Source organism: Pseudomonas sp. Choline-02u-1 (assembly GCF_002836515.1).
Taxonomy (GTDB): domain Bacteria; phylum Pseudomonadota; class Gammaproteobacteria; order Pseudomonadales; family Pseudomonadaceae; genus Aquipseudomonas.
In genome coordinates this window covers 150,344-168,288 of the sequence record NZ_PJBC01000064.1, presented here as the reverse complement: position 1 = coordinate 168,288, position 17,945 = coordinate 150,344, and the positions used below count along the sequence as shown (strand labels likewise).

General features: G+C 54.8%; 31 protein-coding genes. All 31 read left to right on the top strand.

What is annotated here, in order from left to right; translation table 11 throughout:
* Positions 1-165 precede the first annotated feature (165 nt).
* Positions 166-537, top strand: a complete 372-nt coding sequence (gene rpsL / locus CXF97_RS21470) for a 30S ribosomal protein S12 (protein ID WP_003186084.1) — start codon at positions 166-168, stop codon at positions 535-537.
* A gap of 108 nt (positions 538-645) precedes the next feature.
* Positions 646-1,119, top strand: a complete 474-nt coding sequence (gene rpsG, locus CXF97_RS21465) for a 30S ribosomal protein S7 (protein ID WP_016772941.1) — start codon at positions 646-648, stop codon at positions 1,117-1,119.
* Between the two features lie 30 nt (positions 1,120-1,149).
* A complete protein-coding gene (gene fusA, locus CXF97_RS21460; RefSeq protein WP_016772942.1) occupies positions 1,150-3,255 on the top strand; it encodes an elongation factor G in 2,106 nt (701 codons plus the stop codon).
* A 31-nt stretch (positions 3,256-3,286) separates the two neighbouring features.
* Complete coding sequence (tuf, locus tag CXF97_RS21455; protein ID WP_024014521.1) at positions 3,287-4,480, top strand: elongation factor Tu; 1,194 nt, start codon at positions 3,287-3,289, stop codon at positions 4,478-4,480.
* Positions 4,481-4,634: 154 nt separating this feature from the next.
* Entirely contained in the window at positions 4,635-4,946 is a 312-nt protein-coding gene (gene rpsJ / locus CXF97_RS21450; RefSeq protein ID WP_003186070.1) for a 30S ribosomal protein S10, read from the top strand.
* 80 nt (positions 4,947-5,026) lie between these two features.
* A complete protein-coding gene (rplC, locus tag CXF97_RS21445; RefSeq protein ID WP_003228738.1) occupies positions 5,027-5,662 on the top strand; it encodes a 50S ribosomal protein L3 in 636 nt (211 codons plus the stop codon).
* Between the two features lie 12 nt (positions 5,663-5,674).
* A complete protein-coding gene (gene rplD, locus CXF97_RS21440) occupies positions 5,675-6,277 on the top strand; it encodes a 50S ribosomal protein L4 (RefSeq protein ID WP_003228735.1) in 603 nt (200 codons plus the stop codon).
* Positions 6,274-6,573 carry a 50S ribosomal protein L23 gene (rplW, locus tag CXF97_RS21435; protein WP_002555488.1) on the top strand — a complete coding sequence of 100 codons (300 nt, stop codon included), beginning with the start codon at positions 6,274-6,276 and terminating at the stop codon, positions 6,571-6,573. Before rplD ends, rplW begins: the two co-directional genes overlap by 4 nt.
* A 14-nt stretch (positions 6,574-6,587) precedes the next feature.
* Positions 6,588-7,412, top strand: a complete 825-nt coding sequence (gene rplB, locus CXF97_RS21430; RefSeq protein ID WP_016772943.1) for a 50S ribosomal protein L2 — start codon at positions 6,588-6,590, stop codon at positions 7,410-7,412.
* A 16-nt stretch (positions 7,413-7,428) separates the two neighbouring features.
* Entirely contained in the window at positions 7,429-7,704 is a 276-nt protein-coding gene (gene rpsS, locus CXF97_RS21425) for a 30S ribosomal protein S19 (protein WP_011336172.1), read from the top strand.
* A gap of 11 nt (positions 7,705-7,715) precedes the next feature.
* Positions 7,716-8,048, top strand: a complete 333-nt coding sequence (gene rplV / locus CXF97_RS21420) for a 50S ribosomal protein L22 (protein ID WP_003103908.1) — start codon at positions 7,716-7,718, stop codon at positions 8,046-8,048.
* A gap of 13 nt (positions 8,049-8,061) precedes the next feature.
* Complete coding sequence (gene rpsC, locus CXF97_RS21415) at positions 8,062-8,748, top strand: 30S ribosomal protein S3 (RefSeq protein ID WP_003176422.1); 687 nt, start codon at positions 8,062-8,064, stop codon at positions 8,746-8,748.
* Positions 8,749-8,760: 12 nt separating this feature from the next.
* Entirely contained in the window at positions 8,761-9,174 is a 414-nt protein-coding gene (gene rplP / locus CXF97_RS21410) for a 50S ribosomal protein L16 (RefSeq protein ID WP_003228729.1), read from the top strand.
* Positions 9,174-9,365, top strand: coding sequence for a 50S ribosomal protein L29 (gene rpmC, locus CXF97_RS21405; protein WP_002555481.1), 192 nt, complete (start codon positions 9,174-9,176; stop codon positions 9,363-9,365). Before rplP ends, rpmC begins: the two co-directional genes overlap by 1 nt.
* A 2-nt stretch (positions 9,366-9,367) precedes the next feature.
* Positions 9,368-9,634: a 30S ribosomal protein S17 gene (gene rpsQ, locus CXF97_RS21400; protein ID WP_003194644.1), complete on the top strand. Its 267-nt coding sequence runs from the start codon at positions 9,368-9,370 to the stop codon at positions 9,632-9,634.
* Positions 9,635-9,657: 23 nt separating this feature from the next.
* The gene (gene rplN / locus CXF97_RS21395) at positions 9,658-10,026 is read left to right on the top strand and encodes a 50S ribosomal protein L14 (protein ID WP_002555479.1); all 369 of its coding nucleotides are present in this window, start codon (positions 9,658-9,660) and stop codon (positions 10,024-10,026) included.
* A gap of 11 nt (positions 10,027-10,037) precedes the next feature.
* Positions 10,038-10,352 (top strand): 50S ribosomal protein L24, encoded by a 315-nt coding sequence (rplX, locus tag CXF97_RS21390; RefSeq protein WP_003186046.1) that lies wholly within the window; start codon positions 10,038-10,040, stop codon positions 10,350-10,352.
* Positions 10,353-10,372: 20 nt separating this feature from the next.
* On the top strand, positions 10,373-10,912 hold the full coding sequence (rplE, locus tag CXF97_RS21385) for a 50S ribosomal protein L5 (protein WP_003210069.1): 540 nt from the start codon (positions 10,373-10,375) through the stop codon (positions 10,910-10,912).
* Between the two features lie 13 nt (positions 10,913-10,925).
* The gene (rpsN, locus tag CXF97_RS21380; protein WP_003186042.1) at positions 10,926-11,231 is read left to right on the top strand and encodes a 30S ribosomal protein S14; all 306 of its coding nucleotides are present in this window, start codon (positions 10,926-10,928) and stop codon (positions 11,229-11,231) included.
* Positions 11,232-11,439: 208 nt separating this feature from the next.
* Positions 11,440-11,832 carry a 30S ribosomal protein S8 gene (gene rpsH / locus CXF97_RS21375; protein ID WP_016772944.1) on the top strand — a complete coding sequence of 131 codons (393 nt, stop codon included), beginning with the start codon at positions 11,440-11,442 and terminating at the stop codon, positions 11,830-11,832.
* 12 nt (positions 11,833-11,844) lie between these two features.
* Positions 11,845-12,378, top strand: coding sequence for a 50S ribosomal protein L6 (rplF, locus tag CXF97_RS21370; RefSeq protein WP_007966176.1), 534 nt, complete (start codon positions 11,845-11,847; stop codon positions 12,376-12,378).
* A gap of 10 nt (positions 12,379-12,388) precedes the next feature.
* Positions 12,389-12,739, top strand: a complete 351-nt coding sequence (rplR, locus tag CXF97_RS21365; protein WP_003186037.1) for a 50S ribosomal protein L18 — start codon at positions 12,389-12,391, stop codon at positions 12,737-12,739.
* 3 nt (positions 12,740-12,742) lie between these two features.
* Positions 12,743-13,243 (top strand): 30S ribosomal protein S5, encoded by a 501-nt coding sequence (gene rpsE, locus CXF97_RS21360; RefSeq protein WP_007955637.1) that lies wholly within the window; start codon positions 12,743-12,745, stop codon positions 13,241-13,243.
* Positions 13,244-13,245: 2 nt separating this feature from the next.
* The gene (rpmD, locus tag CXF97_RS21355) at positions 13,246-13,422 is read left to right on the top strand and encodes a 50S ribosomal protein L30 (protein ID WP_003176408.1); all 177 of its coding nucleotides are present in this window, start codon (positions 13,246-13,248) and stop codon (positions 13,420-13,422) included.
* Positions 13,423-13,425: 3 nt separating this feature from the next.
* Positions 13,426-13,863: a 50S ribosomal protein L15 gene (gene rplO, locus CXF97_RS21350; protein ID WP_003228720.1), complete on the top strand. Its 438-nt coding sequence runs from the start codon at positions 13,426-13,428 to the stop codon at positions 13,861-13,863.
* Positions 13,864-15,192, top strand: coding sequence for a preprotein translocase subunit SecY (secY, locus tag CXF97_RS21345; RefSeq protein WP_016772945.1), 1,329 nt, complete (start codon positions 13,864-13,866; stop codon positions 15,190-15,192). It abuts the gene before it with no gap.
* Between the two features lie 27 nt (positions 15,193-15,219).
* Positions 15,220-15,336 (top strand): 50S ribosomal protein L36, encoded by a 117-nt coding sequence (rpmJ, locus tag CXF97_RS21340; protein WP_002555468.1) that lies wholly within the window; start codon positions 15,220-15,222, stop codon positions 15,334-15,336.
* A 130-nt stretch (positions 15,337-15,466) separates the two neighbouring features.
* Positions 15,467-15,823, top strand: coding sequence for a 30S ribosomal protein S13 (rpsM, locus tag CXF97_RS21335; protein WP_003186020.1), 357 nt, complete (start codon positions 15,467-15,469; stop codon positions 15,821-15,823).
* Between the two features lie 30 nt (positions 15,824-15,853).
* Complete coding sequence (gene rpsK / locus CXF97_RS21330) at positions 15,854-16,243, top strand: 30S ribosomal protein S11 (protein ID WP_002555466.1); 390 nt, start codon at positions 15,854-15,856, stop codon at positions 16,241-16,243.
* Between the two features lie 18 nt (positions 16,244-16,261).
* Positions 16,262-16,882: a 30S ribosomal protein S4 gene (rpsD, locus tag CXF97_RS21325; RefSeq protein WP_003176404.1), complete on the top strand. Its 621-nt coding sequence runs from the start codon at positions 16,262-16,264 to the stop codon at positions 16,880-16,882.
* A gap of 22 nt (positions 16,883-16,904) precedes the next feature.
* On the top strand, positions 16,905-17,906 hold the full coding sequence (rpoA, locus tag CXF97_RS21320; RefSeq protein WP_016772946.1) for a DNA-directed RNA polymerase subunit alpha: 1,002 nt from the start codon (positions 16,905-16,907) through the stop codon (positions 17,904-17,906).
* Positions 17,907-17,945 lie beyond the last annotated feature (39 nt).

Sequence of the window (17,945 nt, the reverse complement as noted above, 5' to 3'; positions counted from 1 at the left end):
GACATCAAGTCAAGGTTCGATGGGCGGGGAGGTCGGGGCCTTGCCTTGACTGGAATCAAGATCCTCTTTAGACTCTTGATCCCCTAAATTTGGCGGGAATTCGTTCCTGCCATTTTGCTTTTCTTGCAAGACAATAGCGTCGCAAGACAACAGTGGAGCTAGTAGATGGCAACTATCAACCAGCTGGTACGTCAGCCGCGTAAGCGTATCGTCGAGAAATCCGACGTGCCTGCGCTGCAGAACTGCCCGCAACGTCGTGGCGTGTGCACCCGTGTGTACACCACCACGCCGAAAAAACCTAACTCGGCACTGCGTAAAGTTTGCCGTGTGCGTCTGACCAACGGTTTCGAGGTTTCCTCGTACATCGGTGGTGAAGGCCACAACCTGCAAGAGCACAGCGTGGTCCTGATCCGCGGCGGTCGTGTAAAAGACTTGCCAGGTGTTCGTTACCACACCGTTCGCGGCTCCTTGGATACTTCCGGCGTTAAAGGCCGTAACCAGGGTCGTTCGAAGTACGGTACCAAGCGTCCGAAGTAATCGGCCGTTTTGCAGTTTTTCAATTTTATTGAGTCGATAAGAGTAAGGTCGGGCACGCATCCTCTGGATCTGTCCCGAGCTAACCTGAAGACCGCTTGAGGGCTTATCATGCCAAGACGTCGCGTAGCAGCAAAGCGTGAGATTCTGGACGATCCGAAATACGGAAGCCAGATCCTCGCCAAATTCATGAACCACGTTATGGAAAGCGGCAAGAAAGCCGTTGCCGAGCGTATCGTTTATGGTGCCCTGGAAACCGTTGCGGCCCGTAAGGCTGGCACCGATCCCCTGGAACTCTTCGAAAAAGCACTCGACGCCATCGCTCCGCTGGTCGAAGTGAAGTCGCGCCGCGTTGGTGGTGCTACTTACCAGGTTCCGGTCGAGGTTCGTCCTTCCCGTCGTAACGCTCTGGCAATGCGCTGGTTGGTAGACTTCGCCCGTAAGCGCGGCGAGAAGTCTATGGCTCTGCGTTTGGCTGGCGAACTGCTGGATGCTGCTGAAGGTAAAGGTGCTGCTGTTAAGAAGCGTGAAGACGTGCACCGTATGGCCGAAGCTAACAAAGCTTTCTCGCACTACCGCTTCTAATTTTAGCTTCACTAATTTTGCGAGGGCTTTATGGCTCGTACTACTCCGATTAGCCGCTACCGTAACATCGGTATCGTCGCTCACGTGGATGCTGGTAAAACCACCACCACCGAGCGCGTGCTGTTTTACACCGGCAAAAGTCACAAAATGGGCGAGGTGCATGATGGCGCCGCGACCACAGACTGGATGGTTCAGGAGCAGGAGCGTGGTATTACCATTACTTCTGCTGCCATTACCGCCTTCTGGAAAGGTTCCGAGAAGCAGTACTCTCACGAGCACCGTTTCAACGTAATCGATACCCCGGGCCACGTTGACTTCACCATTGAAGTTGAGCGTTCCCTGCGCGTACTCGACGGCGCTGTCGTTGTGTTCTGCGGTACTTCGGGTGTTGAGCCGCAGTCGGAAACCGTATGGCGTCAAGCCAACAAATACGGCGTTCCGCGTCTTGTTTACGTAAACAAGATGGACCGTGCCGGCGCCAACTTCCTGCGCGTGATCGGTCAGATCAAGCAGCGTCTGGGTCACACTCCGGTGCCAATCCAGTTGGCCATCGGTTCCGAAGACAACTTCCAGGGTCAGATCGATCTGATCAACATGCAAGCTGTCTACTGGAACGACTCCGACAAAGGTATGGTTCCTGTTCGCAAGGACATTCCTGCCGAGCTGCAAGAGCTGGCTGAAGAGTGGCGCAACAACATGGTTGAAGCTGCCGCCGAAGCCAATGAAGAGCTGATGAACAAGTACCTGGAAGGCGAAGAGCTGTCGATCGAAGAGATCAAGGCTGCTTTGCGTCAGCGTACTATCGCCGGCGAAATCGTTCTGGCCGTTTGCGGTTCTTCGTTCAAGAACAAGGGCGTGCCCCTGGTTCTCGACGCCGTTATCGACTACCTGCCAGCTCCGACCGACATTCCTGCTATCAAGGGTTCCAACCCTGATAACGAGGAAGAAGAGATGGAGCGTCATGCAGACGACAACGAGCCTTTCGCGGCTCTGGCGTTCAAGATCGCTACCGACCCATTCGTGGGTACTCTGACCTTCGTCCGTGTTTACTCGGGCGTGTTGAACTCTGGCGACGGCGTGATCAACTCGGTCAAAGGCAAGAAAGAGCGCGTGGGTCGTATGGTGCAAATGCACGCAAACGCCCGTGAAGAGATCAAGGAAGTGCGCGCTGGTGACATCGCGGCCCTGATCGGCATGAAGGACGTCACCACTGGTGAAACCCTCTGCAACGCTGACAAGCCAATCATCCTGGTTCGCATGGACTTCCCGGAGCCGGTTATTTCGGTTGCCGTAGAGCCTAAGACCAAGGATGACCAGGAAAAAATGGGTATCGCTCTGGGCAAACTCGCTCAGGAAGACCCGTCTTTCCGCGTTAAAACTGATGAAGAGACTGGTCAGACGATCATCTCCGGCATGGGCGAGCTGCACCTGGACATCCTGGTTGACCGGATGCGCCGTGAGTTCAACGTCGAAGCCAACATCGGCAAGCCTCAGGTTTCGTATCGTGAGCGCATCACGAAGAACTGTGAAATCGAAGGCAAGTTCGTTCGTCAGTCCGGTGGTCGCGGCCAGTTCGGTCACTGCTGGATCCGTTTTGCTCCTGCTGACGAAGGTCAGGAAGGTCTGCAATTCGTGAACGAAGTTGTAGGTGGTGTGGTTCCTAAGGAATACATCCCGGCTATCCAGAAGGGTATCGAAGAGCAGATGAAGAACGGCGTTGTTGCCGGCTATCCGCTGATCGGCCTGAAGGCTACCGTGTTCGATGGTTCTTACCACGACGTCGACTCCAACGAGATGGCGTTTAAAGTGGCTGCTTCCATGGCGACCAAGCAACTGGCCCAGAAGGGCGGTGGTGAGTTGCTCGAGCCGATCATGGCGGTAGAGGTTGTTACGCCTGAAGACTATATGGGTGATGTGATGGGCGACCTTAACCGTCGTCGCGGCATGATCCAGGGTATGGAAGACACAGTGTCCGGCAAGGTTATCCGTGCCGAGGTTCCACTGGGTGAGATGTTCGGTTATGCGACCGACGTTCGTTCCATGTCCCAGGGTCGCGCAAGCTACTCTATGGAATTCAAAAAATACGATACGGCTCCGTCGCACATCGTCGAATCCGTAACCAAAAAACAAGGCTGATTCAGCCCCTTTAGGCTAGGAGTTAATTGTCGTGGCTAAAGAAAAATTTGATCGTTCCCTACCGCACGTCAACGTTGGCACCATTGGTCACGTTGACCACGGTAAAACCACTCTGACTGCTGCTCTGACTCGCGTCTGCTCCGAAGTTTTCGGTTCGGCCGTCGTTGAATTCGACAAGATCGACAGCGCACCAGAAGAAAAAGCTCGCGGTATCACTATCAACACCGCTCACGTTGAGTACAACTCGACTATTCGTCACTACGCTCACGTTGACTGCCCAGGTCACGCTGACTACGTGAAGAACATGATCACCGGTGCTGCCCAGATGGACGGCGCGATCCTGGTTTGCTCGGCAGCTGATGGTCCGATGCCGCAAACCCGTGAGCACATCCTGCTGTCCCGTCAGGTAGGCGTTCCGTACATCGTGGTTTTCCTGAACAAGGCTGACCTGGTAGACGACGCTGAGCTGCTGGAACTGGTTGAGATGGAAGTTCGTGACCTGCTGTCGACCTACGACTTCCCAGGCGACGACACTCCGATCATCATCGGTTCGGCTCGTATGGCGCTGGAAGGCAAAGACGACAACGAAATGGGCACCACTGCCGTTCGTAAACTGGTTGAAACTCTGGATACCTACATTCCAGAACCAGTTCGTATGATCGACAAGCCATTCCTGATGCCAATCGAAGACGTATTCTCGATCTCCGGTCGCGGTACTGTTGTGACTGGTCGTATCGAGCGCGGTATCGTTCGCGTTCAGGATGCACTGGAAATCGTTGGTCTGCGTGACACCACCACCACCACCTGCACTGGTGTTGAGATGTTCCGCAAGCTGCTCGACGAAGGTCGTGCTGGCGAGAACTGCGGCGTTCTGCTGCGTGGTACCAAGCGTGACGACGTTGAGCGTGGCCAGGTTCTGGTCAAGCCAGGTTCGGTCAAGCCGCACACCAAGTTCACCGCAGAAGTTTACGTTCTGAGCAAGGAAGAAGGCGGCCGCCACACTCCGTTCTTCAAAGGCTACCGTCCACAGTTCTACTTCCGTACTACTGACGTGACTGGTAACTGCGAGCTGCCAGAAGGCGTTGAAATGGTAATGCCAGGTGACAACATTCAGATGACTGTTACCCTGATCAAAACCATCGCGATGGAAGACGGTCTGCGTTTCGCTATCCGTGAAGGCGGTCGTACCGTCGGCGCTGGCGTCGTAGCCAAAATCATCGAGTAAGACTTTTAAGGTCAGCTTGATGGATTGAAAAAGCCCCCGCTCAGCGGGGGCTTTTTTATTGGGTTGACACCTATCGGGGGCGTCTATAGAATTGCGCCTCCTTTTAACGGGCGTATTGCGCCCGGTGGGAATAGCAGCCGGAGTCTGAAATCCAATGCAAAATCAGCAAATCCGTATCAGGTTGAAGGCTTTTGACCATCGCCTGATCGACCAATCAACCCAGGAAATCGTGGAAACCGCGAAACGTACTGGTGCTCAAGTGCGTGGTCCAATTCCACTGCCTACCCGTAAAGAGCGGTTCACCGTTCTGGTTTCCCCGCACGTCAACAAAGACGCGCGTGACCAGTACGAGATCCGCACTCATAAGCGTGTTCTGGACATCGTCCAGCCAACGGATAAAACCGTTGATGCGCTGATGAAGCTTGATCTTGCGGCCGGTGTGGAAGTGCAGATCAGCCTCGGCTAAGACTCGGTCTTGGTCGTGTAACGCTCTGAAATGGGCGGCCATAGCGGGTGAAAGCCCCGTACACTCATGAGGTTTACAACATGACTATTGGTGTAGTCGGTCGTAAATGCGGTATGACCCGTATTTTCACCGAAGAAGGTGTCTCCATTCCGGTCACGGTCATTGAGATCGAGCCGAATCGCGTCACCCAGTTCAAAACTGAAGAGACCGATGGCTATCGTGCAGTGCAAGTCACTGTCGGCGAGCGTCGTGCTTCGCGTGTAACAGCAGCTCAGGCTGGCCACTTCGCTAAAGCGAACGTTGCCGCCGGTCGCACCACCATGGAATTCCGCCTTGAAGAAGGCGAGTACCAGGCTGGCGATCTGATCAACGCTGAAATCTTCGCCGCTGGTCAACTGGTTGATGTAACCGGTCAGTCCAAAGGTAAAGGCTTCCAGGGTACGATCAAGCGTTGGAATTTCCGCGGGCAAGATAACACCCACGGTAACTCCGTATCCCACCGCGTCCCAGGCTCTATCGGCCAGTGCCAGACTCCTGGTCGTGTATTCAAGGGCAAAAAAATGTCCGGTCATATGGGCGCTGAGCGCGTGACCGTGCAGTCCCTGGAAGTAGTGCGCGTGGACGCTGAACGCAATCTGTTGTTGGTCAAGGGTGCTGTTCCTGGCGCTACTGGCGGCAACCTGGTTGTACGTCCAGCAGCCAAGGCTCGCGGTTAAGGGGAAGCTGACATGCAATTAAATGTAAATGACGCTCAAGCGATCGAAGTTTCCGAACTGACATTTGGCGGCGAATTCAACGAGACGCTGGTTCACCAAGCAGTCGTGGCCTACATGGCCGGCGGCCGTCAAGGTAGCAAGCAGCAGAAGACCCGTTCCGACGTTCGTGGTGGCGGCAAGCGCCCATGGCGTCAGAAAGGTACTGGCCGTGCTCGTGCCGGTACTATCCGTAGCCCAATCTGGCGTGGCGGCGGTACCACTTTTGCAGCTCGTCCACAGGATCACTCCCAGAAGCTGAACAAGAAGATGTATCGCGCAGCAATGCGTTCCATCCTTGCTGAGCTGGTGCGTACTGATCGTCTGGTCGTGGTTCAGGATTTCGCTGTTGAAACTCCGAAAACCAAAGATCTGCTGGGCAAACTGAACAACATGAGCCTGACCGATGTTCTGATCGTGTCGGACGCTGTTGATCAGAACCTGTACCTGGCTGCTCGCAACCTGCCGCACGTAGATGTACGTGACGTGCAAGGTTCCGATCCAGTTAGTCTGATCGCATACGACAAGGTGTTGATCACCGTGTCGGCCGTGAAGAAATTCGAGGAGCTGCTGGGATGAACCAGGAACGCGTATTTAAAGTTCTGCTTGGCCCGCACGTTTCCGAGAAGGCTACGGTTCTGGCAGACAAGAAAGGTCAGTTCGTTTTCAAGGTTGCTACTGATGCAACCAAGCTGGAAATCAAGAAGGCCGTCGAAAGCCTGTTCAGCGTGAAAGTAGAGCGCGTCACTACCCTGAACGTTCTGGGTAAGAGCAAGCGCACTGCTCGCGGTCTGGGCAAGCGTAATGACTGGAAGAAGGCAGTTATCTCCCTTCAGCCAGGCCAAGATCTCGATTTCAGCAGCAGTGCTGAGTAAGGAAGGGGTGCATCATGGCAATCGTTAAATGCAAACCGACTTCCCCTGGCCGCCGTTTTGTGGTCAAGGTGGTCAACCAGGAGCTGCATAAAGGCGCTCCTCACGCACCGCTGCTCGAGAAAAAATCGAAGTCTGGTGGTCGTAACAACAATGGCCGTATTACCACGCGTCACATCGGTGGTGGTCACAAGCAGCATTACCGTATGGTCGATTTCCGTCGCAACGACAAAGATGGCATCGTCGCCACTGTCGAGCGTATCGAATACGATCCAAACCGTACTGCTCACATCGCACTGCTCTGCTACGCAGACGGCGAGCGCCGCTACATCATCGCCCCTAAAGGCGTGAGTGCTGGCGACCAGCTGATCGCAGGTGCTTTGGCTCCAATCAAGCCAGGGAACGCTCTGCAACTGCGCAACATTCCAGTCGGTTCTACCGTACACGGCATCGAATTGAAGCCAGGTAAAGGCGCACAGATCGCTCGTTCCGCTGGTGCTTCGGCTCAGCTGATCGCTCGTGAAGGTGTCTACGTGACCCTGCGTCTGCGTTCCGGTGAGATGCGTAAAGTCCTGGCTGAATGCCGTGCGACCCTGGGTGAAGTCTCGAACTCCGAGCACAGCCTGCGTTCGCTGGGTAAAGCTGGTGCCAAACGCTGGCGTGGCGTTCGCCCAACCGTTCGTGGTGTTGCCATGAACCCGGTTGACCACCCACATGGTGGTGGTGAAGGTCGTACCTCTGGTGGTCGTCATCCGGTATCGCCATGGGGCTTCCCGACTAAGGGCGCGAAGACTCGTGGTAATAAGCGTACCGACAAAATGATCGTCCGTCGTCGCAAGTAAATAGAGGGATACGACAGTGCCACGTTCTCTGAAAAAAGGTCCTTTTATTGATCTTCACCTACTGAAGAAGATCGAAGTGGCGGCGGAAAAGAACGATCGCAAACCAATTAAAACCTGGTCGCGTCGTTCCATGATCCTGCCACAAATGGTCGGTCTGACCATCGCAGTACACAACGGTCGTCAGCACGTCCCGGTTCTCGTTAACGAAGACATGGTCGGCCACAAACTGGGCGAGTTCGCCGGTACCCGCAACTATCGCGGGCACGTGGCTGACAAGAAAGCCAAGCGTTAAGGGGTAAGGAAATGGAAGTAGCCGCTAAGTTGTCGGGCGCTCGAATCTCCGCCCAGAAAGCCCGCTTGGTCGCCGACCAGATCCGCGGGAAGAAGGTGGGCGAAGCGCTCAACCTGTTGGCTTTCAGCAGTAAGAAAGCCGCCGAGATCATGAAAAAAGTGCTGGAGTCGGCCGTAGCCAACGCCGAGCATAACGAAGGCGCAGACGTTGATGACCTGAAGGTCAGCACCGTTTTCGTCAACGAAGGGCGTTCGCTGAAGCGCATCATGCCACGTGCCAAAGGCCGTGCTGATCGCATCGTCAAGCGGTCTTGCCATATCACTGTCAAGGTTGCTGACAAGTAACGGAGTCGAAGAGATGGGTCAGAAAGTACATCCCATTGGCATTCGCCTGGGAATCGTCAAGGAGCACACCTCCGTCTGGTACGCAGACGGTCGGACTTATGCGGACTATTTGTTCGCAGATCTGAAAGTGCGTGAGTATCTCCAAGACAAACTAAAAAGCGCGTCCGTAAGCCGTATCGATATCCATCGTCCGGCCCAAACTGCACGCATCACCATTCACACCGCTCGTCCAGGTATCGTTATCGGGAAGAAAGGTGAAGATGTTGAGAAGCTGCGTCAGGACCTGACCAAGCAAATGGGTGTGCCTGTGCACATCAATATCGAAGAGATCCGCAAGCCGGAGCTCGACGGTATGCTGGTTGCGCAGAGCGTAGCTCAGCAGCTGGAGCGCCGTGTAATGTTCCGTCGCGCTATGAAGCGCGCAGTACAGAACGCCATGCGCATTGGTGCCAAAGGCATCAAAATCCAAGTGAGCGGTCGTCTCGGCGGTGCTGAAATCGCACGTACTGAATGGTATCGCGAAGGTCGTGTGCCACTGCACACCCTGCGTGCCGACATCGACTATGCCAACTACGAAGCTCACACCACTTACGGTGTGATCGGTGTAAAGGTTTGGATCTTCAAAGGCGAAGTTATTGGTGGACGCCAAGAAGAACTGAAACCACAAGCACCAGCGCCTCGTAAAAAAGCTGCTAAGTAAGGGGTACGCCAAATGTTGCAACCAAAGCGTACGAAGTTCCGCAAGCAGATGACCGGCCACAACCGTGGTCTGGCACTGCGCGGTAGCAAAGTCAGCTTCGGCGAGTTCGCGCTGAAGTCTGTTGCTCGTGGTCGTCTCACCGCTCGTCAGATCGAGTCAGCGCGTCGTGCTCTGACCCGTCACGTAAAACGTGGCGGCAAGATCTGGATCCGTGTATTCCCGGACAAGCCGATCTCCAAGAAACCTCTCGAGGTTCGTATGGGTAAAGGTAAGGGTAACGTGGAGTACTGGGTTGCCCAGATTCAGCCAGGCAAAGTCCTGTATGAAATCGAGGGTGTTTCTGAAGAGCTGGCGCGTGAGGCTTTCGCCCTGGCTGCTGCAAAGCTGCCGCTCGCCACCTCCTTTGTTAAACGGACGGTGATGTGATGAAAGCGAATGAACTTCGTGAAAAATCCGCACAGCAGCTGAACGAGCAACTGCTCGGCTTGCTGCGCGACCAGTTCAATCTGCGCATGCAGAAAGCAACTGGCCAGTTGGGGCAGTCTCATCTGCTCTCGCAAGTTAAGCGTGACATCGCTCGCGTGAAGACTGTGCTCAACCAGCAGGCAGGTAAGTGATCATGGCTGAAGCCGAAAAAACTGTCCGTACGCTGACTGGCCGTGTTGTCAGCGACAAGATGGACAAAACCATCACCGTTCTGATCGAGCGTCGCGTAAAGCACCCGATCTACGGTAAATACGTTAAGCGTTCGACTAAGCTGCACGCGCACGACGAAACCAATCAGTGCCACATCGGCGACAAAGTCACTATTCGTGAAACTCGTCCGATGGCTAAGACCAAGTCTTGGGCGCTGGTTGATGTTCTCGAACGCGCTGTGGAAGTCTAAGGGCTAGGGGTCGGAGAAATTATATGATTCAGACTCAATCCATGCTCGATGTGGCCGATAACAGCGGCGCTCGCCGTGTTATGTGCATCAAGGTGCTGGGTGGCTCCCATCGTCGTTACGCTGGTATCGGTGACATCATCAAAGTTACCGTGAAGGAAGCAATTCCTCGCGGTAAGGTGAAAAAAGGCCAAGTGATGACTGCTGTTGTAGTCCGCACTCGTCACGGCGTACGTCGTGCTGATGGCTCCATTATCCGCTTTGATGGCAATGCTGCTGTTCTTCTGAACAACAAGCAAGAGCCGATCGGCACCCGTATCTTTGGGCCAGTGACCCGTGAACTTCGTACTGAGAAGTTCATGAAGATCGTCTCGCTCGCCCCAGAAGTGCTGTAAGGAGATCCGACATGCAAAAGATTCGTCGTGACGACGAGATCATCGTGATCGCCGGCAAAGACAAAGGTAAGCGCGGTAAGGTGCTGAAGGTTCTTGCTGACAACCGTCTGGTTGTTGGTGGTCTGAACCTGGTCAAGCGTCATACCAAGCCTAACCCGATGTCGGGCGTACAGGGCGGTATCGTCGAGAAAGAAGCGCCACTGCACGCTTCCAACGTCGCCATCTTCAACGGCGAAACCAACAAGGCTGACCGCGTTGGTTTCAAAGTAGAAGACGGTAAGAAAATTCGTGTCTTCAAGTCGACCCAAAAAGCGGTTGATGCTTGAACACTGCTAGGTAGAAGACCATGGCACGACTAAAAGAGATTTACCGGAAGGAAATCGCTCCGAAACTTAAGGAAGAACTTAAGCTTTCGAACGTGATGGAAGTTCCGCGCGTTACCAAAATCACCCTGAACATGGGTCTGGGCGAAGCGATCGGCGACAAAAAAGTCATCGAGCACGCTGTTGCTGACCTGGAAAAGATCACCGGCCAGAAAGTCGTTGTGACCTACGCTCGCAAATCCATCGCTGGCTTCAAAGTCCGCGAAGGATGGCCGATCGGCGTCAAAGTGACTCTGCGCCGTGAGCGTATGTACGAGTTCCTGGATCGTCTGCTGTCGATCTCCCTGCCTCGGGTTCGCGACTTCCGCGGCCTGAATGCCAAGTCCTTCGATGGTCGTGGTAACTACAGCATGGGCGTGAAAGAGCAGATCATCTTCCCGGAAATCGACTACGACAAGATCGATGCTCTCCGCGGTCTGGACATTACCCTGACCACCACTGCCAAGAACGATGATGAGGGCCGCGCTCTGCTGCGTGCTTTCAAATTCCCGTTCCGCAACTGATTGGAGTAGGAAAATGGCCAAGAAGAGCATGAAAAACCGTGAGCTGAAACGTCAGCTCACCGTTGCCAAGTACGCCACCAAGCGTGCAGCGCTGAAAGCTATCATCGTCGATCTGAACGCAAGTCCAGAAGCGCGTTGGGAAGCTACCGTAGCTCTGCAGAAGCAACCACGTGACGCAAGCGCTTCGCGCATGCGTAACCGTTGCCGCCTGACTGGTCGTCCGCACGGCGTGTACCGCAAGTTCGGCCTCGGCCGTAACATGCTGCGTCAAGCTGCAATGCGTGGTGACGTACCAGGTCTGGTTAAAGCCAGCTGGTAATAGTTGTCAAAGTCTCGATGTTCGGGTTCGCAAGAACCTGACCATCGGTGGCCTTGAATCTGAATCAAGCCCCTTTTGGGGCTTGATTCATTTCTGGGGTGTGTCTAGAATGACCGGCTCGCCTGAGCCCGTGTTTTTATGCCCGGAAGTTCTCGGCGACAAGTAGTAGCCGCAAGGCTAATTTTTTTGTATTAGGAGCGTCTAGCCCATGAGTATGCAGGACCCGTTAGCGGACATGCTAACTCGAATCCGTAATGCCCAGATGGCTGAAAAGTCTGTCGTAAGCATGCCGTCTTCCACGTTGAAGGCTGCTGTAGCAAAAGTCCTGAAGGACGAAGGTTACATCGCGGATTTTCAGATCACCACCGACGCCAAGCCGTCGTTGTCCATCTCGCTGAAGTACTTCGAGGGCCGTCCGGTTATCGAAGAAGTGAAGCGCGTTAGTCGTCCAGGCCTGCGTCAGTACAAGTCCGTTGAAGATCTGCCAAAAGTTCGTGGCGGTCTCGGCGTGTCTATCGTCTCCACCAACAAAGGTGTGATGACGGATCGTGCTGCGCGCGCTGCCGGTGTCGGCGGCGAAGTTCTTTGCACTGTGTTCTAAGGGGGGATAAGCATGTCTCGCGTCGCTAAGAACCCCGTTAAGCTGCCAGCCGGTGTCGAAGTCAAATTCGCAGGCCAACAGCTTTCGGTGAAGGGTGCCAAGGGTACTCTTGAACTGAACATCCATTCGTCCGTTGAGATCGTTGAGGAAGCTGGTGAGCTGCGTTTTGCTGCTCGCAACGGCGATCAACAAACTCGCGCAATGGCCGGTACCACGCGTGCGTTGGTAAACAACATGGTCCAGGGCGTAAGCCAAGGCTTTGAGCGCAAGCTCCAGCTGGTCGGTGTTGGTTACAAAGCGCAAGCAAAAGGTCAGGTTCTGAACCTGGCTCTTGGCTTCTCGCACCCAGTGGATTACGAACTGCCGCAAGGCATCACCGCTGAGACTCCTAGCCAGACCGATATCCTGATCAAGGGCATCGACAAGCAGCTGGTAGGTCAAGTGGCCGCCGAGATCCGCGACTTCCGTCCACCAGAGCCGTACAAAGGCAAAGGTGTGCGCTACGCGGACGAAGTCGTCCGTCGTAAAGAAGCCAAGAAGAAGTAGGGCATAGCAAATGACCGACAAAAAAGTTACTCGACTGCGTCGCGCTCGCAAAGCACGCCTGAAAATGCACGAACTCGAAGTCGTGCGTCTCTGCGTGTTCCGCTCGTCGCAGCACATATACGCCCAGGTCATCTCGGCCGACGGCAACAAAGTCTTGGCAAGTGCCTCGACTTTGGATAAAGAACTGCGTGATGGTGCCACTGGCAACATCGACGCGGCCACAAAGGTTGGCCAGCTGGTCGCTACGCGTGCTAAGGCCGCTGGCGTATCGCAAGTGGCTTTCGACCGCTCTGGCTTCAAGTACCACGGCCGCGTTAAAGCGCTGGCTGATGCTGCTCGTGAAGCTGGGCTGGAGTTCTAAGTTATGTCAAATAACGACCAAAAGCGCGACGAAGGCTACATCGAGAAGCTGGTTCAAGTTAACCGCGTAGCCAAAACCGTTAAAGGCGGCCGTATCTTCACTTTCACCGCGTTGACCGTGGTTGGTGATGGTAAAGGGCGTGTTGGCTTCGGCCGTGGCAAGTCGCGTGAAGTGCCTGCTGCGATCCAGAAGGCAATGGAAGCTGCTCGCCGCAACATGATTCAAGTTGACCTGAACGGCACCACTCTGCAGTACGCAATGAAATCCGCCCATGGCGCTTCGAAGGTGTACATGCAGCCTGCTTCTGAAGGTACCGGTATCATCGCTGGCGGCGCTATGCGTGCTGTCCTCGAAGTTGCTGGCGTTCAGAACGTTCTGGCCAAGTGCTACGGCTCGACCAACCCGGTAAACGTGGTTCACGCCACTTTCAAGGGTCTGAAGGCTATGCAGTCTCCTGAGTCCATCGCTGCCAAGCGTGGCCTGCGTGTTGAGGAGATCAAGTAATCATGGCTACTGTTAAAGTAACGCTGATCAAAAGCATGACCGGCCGCATCCCTAACCACAAACTGTGCGTTAAGGGTCTGGGTCTGCGTCGCATCGGTCACACTGTGGAAGTCCAGGATACTCCCGAGAATCGCGGGATGATCAACAAGGCTTACTACATGCTGCGAGTCGAGGGTTAATCGATGAAACTCAATGATCTGAGTCCAGCGCCGGGTTCCCGTCGCGAAAAGCATCGTCCGGGCCGTGGTATCGGTAGTGGTTTGGGCAAGACTGGTGGCCGTGGTCACAAAGGTCAGACCTCCCGCTCCGGTGGCACCATCGCTCCAGGCTTTGAAGGCGGTCAACAGCCGCTGCATCGTCGCCTGCCTAAGTTCGGTTTCGTTTCTCTGAAGGCCATGGATCGCGCAGAAGTGCGTCTGTCCGAGTTGGCTAAAGTGGAAGGCGACATCGTTACTGTGCAGTCCCTGAAAGATGCCAACGTGATCAACGTCAACGTACAGCGTGTGAAAATCATGCTGTCCGGTGAAGTGACTCGCGCTGTCACTATCGGCAAGGGAATCGGCGCCACCAAAGGTGCGCGTGCGGCTATCGAAGCAGCTGGCGGCAAGTTCGAGGAATAAATGGCTAAGCAAGGTGCTCTCTCTGCGCTCGGCAAAGGCGGTATGTCTGAACTCTGGGCTCGTCTGCGTTTTCTGTTCCTGGCGATTATCGTCTACCGAATAGGCGCACACATCCCGGTTCCAGGTATCAACCCGGACCGTCTCGCGGACCTGTTTCGACAGAATGAGGGGACCATTCTTAGCTTGTTCAACATGTTTTCCGGCGGCGCGCTGGAGCGGATGAGCATCTTTGCACTGGGGATCATGCCGTACATTTCGGCATCGATCATCATGCAGCTGATGACCGCCGTCAGCCCGCAGCTGGAGCAGTTGAAGAAGGAAGGTGAAGCTGGCCGTCGCAAGATCAGCCAGTACACCCGCTACCTCACCGTCGCTCTCGCTCTGGTCCAGGCTATTGGCATGTCCATTGGTCTGGCGGGGCAGGGCGTCGCGTTCACTGGTGACTTTGGCTTCCATTTCGTCGCGGTAACCACATTTGTGGCTGGTGCGATGTTCATGATGTGGCTGGGTGAGCAGATTACTGAGCGTGGTGTTGGCAACGGTATCTCGATGTTGATCTTTTCGGGTATCGTCGCCGGTCTTCCGAGAGCAATCGGGCAGTCTTTCGAGTCTGCGCGTCAGGGCGATATCAACATCTTCGCCTTGGTTGCCATCGGTTTGCTGGCAGTAGCGATTATCGGTTTCGTGGTGTTCATTGAGCGTGGTCAGCGTCGTATTGCTGTTCACTACGCCAAGCGTCAGCAGGGCCGTAAGGTCTTTGCGGCGCAGACTAGCCACTTGCCGCTGAAGGTGAACATGGCCGGTGTTATTCCGGCTATTTTCGCGAGCAGCATTTTGCTGTTCCCGGCTTCGCTGGGTGCCTGGTTCGGTCAGTCTGAAGGTATGGGCTGGTTGCAGGACATCTCGCAGTCGATCGCTCCTGGTCAGCCGTTGAATATTCTGCTGTTTAGTGCAGGGATTATTTTCTTCTGCTTCTTCTATACGGCGTTGATGTTCAATCCGAAAGACGTAGCGGAAAACCTGAAGAAGTCCGGTGCCTTTATTCCGGGCATTCGTCCAGGTGAGCAGTCTGCACGCTATATTGATGGCGTTCTGACCCGCTTGACCCTGTTCGGTGCTCTTTACATGACGGCCGTGTGCCTGTTGCCCCAGTTCCTGGTGGTTGCAGCAAACGTTCCGTTCTACCTTGGCGGGACCTCGTTGCTGATCGTGGTCGTGGTTGTGATGGACTTCATGTCCCAAGTACAATCGCACCTCGTTTCGCACCAGTACGAATCCCTGATGAAGAAAGCCAACCTGAAGGGTTACGGCAGCGGCATGTTGCGCTGAGTACCCATAAGGTTCGAGGAGTTGGTGATGAAAGTTCGTGCATCGGTGAAAAAGCTGTGCCGTAACTGCAAGATTATTCGCCGCGAAGGTGTTGTTCGAGTAATTTGCAGCGCGGAACCGCGTCACAAACAGCGCCAAGGCTGAGTGTGATTGTGCTTCAAGCCCGGTAGCTAGTGCGCTACCGGGTTGATTATTTGTTATTACAGCGATATTATCTCGCGCCCTATTTCTTGGCTTCCGGGGCGTAGGTAGCTGTCAATTGGAGTCCCACTGAATGGCCCGTATTGCAGGCGTTAACATTCCAGATAACAAGCATACTGTTATCTCGCTGACCTACATCTATGGTGTTGGTCGCACTACTGCGCAGAAGATCTGTGCAGTGACTGGGGTAAACCCAGCAGCAAAGATCAAAGATCTGAGCGACGAGCAAATTGAACAGCTGCGTGGCGAAGTGGCGAAGTTCACCACTGAAGGTGACCTGCGTCGCGAAATCAACATGAAAATCAAGCGCTTGATGGACCTCGGTTGCTATCGCGGTCTGCGTCATCGTCGTGGTCTGCCAGTACGCGGTCAGCGTACCAAGACCAACGCGCGTACCCGTAAAGGTCCGCGTAAGCCGATCCGCAAGTAATCGCCCCAGCGAATCGACAGGAATTTAATCATGGCAAAACCTGCTGCTCGTCCTCGTAAAAAAGTTAAAAAGACAGTGGTTGATGGCATCGCCCACATCCATGCATCTTTTAACAACACCATCGTGACCATCACCGACCGTCAAGGTAACGCTCTTTCCTGGGCTACCTCCGGTGGTTCGGGTTTCCGCGGTTCCCGCAAGTCCACCCCGTTCGCTGCTCAAGTAGCTGCTGAGCGTGCTGGTCAAGCTGCGCTGGAATACGGCCTGAAAAACCTCGACGTCAACGTCAAGGGTCCAGGTCCAGGTCGTGAATCCGCAGTCCGCGCTTTGAACGGCTGTGGCTACAAGATCGCCAGCATCACCGACGTGACGCCAATCCCGCACAACGGGTGCCGTCCGCCGAAGAAGCGCCGCGTGTAATCCAGGAGATTGTAAAGAATGGCTCGTTACATTGGTCCAAAATGCAAACTCGCTCGTCGCGAAGGCACCGATCTCTTCCTGAAGAGCGGCGTGCGCGCGATCGAATCGAAGTGCAACATTGAAGCAGCACCTGGTATCCACGGCCAACGCCGCGGTCGCCAGTCCGACTACGGCACCCAACTGCGTGAAAAGCAGAAGGTCCGTCGTATCTACGGCGTTCTCGAGCGTCAGTTCAGCGGCTACTACAAAGAAGCTGCTGGCAAGAAAGGTGCAACCGGTGAAAACCTGCTGCAACTTCTCGAATGCCGTCTGGACAACGTTGTATACCGTATGGGCTTTGGTTCGACTCGTGCCGAATCCCGTCAGCTGGTATCGCACAAGTCGATCAGCGTCAACGGTCAGACCGTAAACGTTCCGTCGTATCAGGTTCGTGCTGGTGACGTGGTTGCAGTTCGCGAGAAAGCAAAAAACCAACTTCGCATTGTCCAAGCTCTCGATCTGTGTGCCCAACGTGGCCGCGTAGAATGGGTAGAAGTAGACACTGAGAAGAAGTCGGGCGTTTTCAAGAACGTTCCTGCTCGCAGTGATCTGTCCGCCGACATCAACGAAAGCCTGATTGTCGAGCTCTACTCCAAGTAAGGGCTAGAAAATAGGTGCATCCATGCAGATTTCGGTAAATGAGTTCCTGACACCCCGCCACATTGATGTGCAGGTTGTCAGTCCAACCCGCGCCAAGATCACTCTCGAGCCTCTCGAGCGTGGTTTTGGCCACACCCTGGGCAACGCGCTGCGCCGCATCCTGTTGTCCTCAATGCCCGGCTGCGCAGTAGTCGAGGCCGAGATTGACGGTGTGCTCCACGAGTACAGCGCCATCGAAGGTGTACAGGAAGACGTAATTGAAATCCTGTTGAACCTTAAAGGTCTGGCCATCAAGCTGCACGGTCGTGACGAAGTTACGCTGACCTTGTCGAAGAAGGGTTCGGGGGTGGTTACCGCTGCCGATATTCAGCTGGATCATGATGTCGAGATCGTTAATCCCGATCACGTAATCGCTAACCTGGCGTCTAACGGCGCCCTGAACATGAAGCTCACCGTAGCTCGTGGTCGTGGTTATGAACCAGCCGACTCGCGTCAGAGCGATGAAGACGAAAGCCGCAGCATCGGTCGCTTGCAGCTCGACTCTTCGTTCAGCCCGGTTCGCCGTATCGCCTACGTGGTGGAAAACGCCCGTGTCGAGCAGCGTACCAACCTGGACAAGCTGGTTATTGATCTGGAAACCAACGGTACTCTGGATCCTGAAGAGGCTATCCGTCGCGCTGCAACCATCCTGCAACAGCAGCTGGCTGCGTTCGTCGACCTCAAAGGTGAAAGTGAGCCGCTGGTTGTCGAGCAGGAAGACGAGATCGATCCGATCCTGCTTCGCCCGGTTGACGATCTGGAACTGACTGTACGTTCGGCTAACTGCCTTAAGGCGGAAAACATCTACTACATCGGCGACCTGATTCAGCGTACCGAAGTAGAGCTGTTGAAGACTCCGAACCTGGGCAAGAAATCCTTGACTGAAATCAAGGACGTTCTGGCCTCCCGCGGTCTGTCCCTCGGCATGCGCCTCGACAACTGGCCGCCTGCAAGTCTTAAGAAGGACGACAAGGCGACTGCCTGATCGTCGTAATCACCGAACGTAGTGTTTGGTAAGGAATGA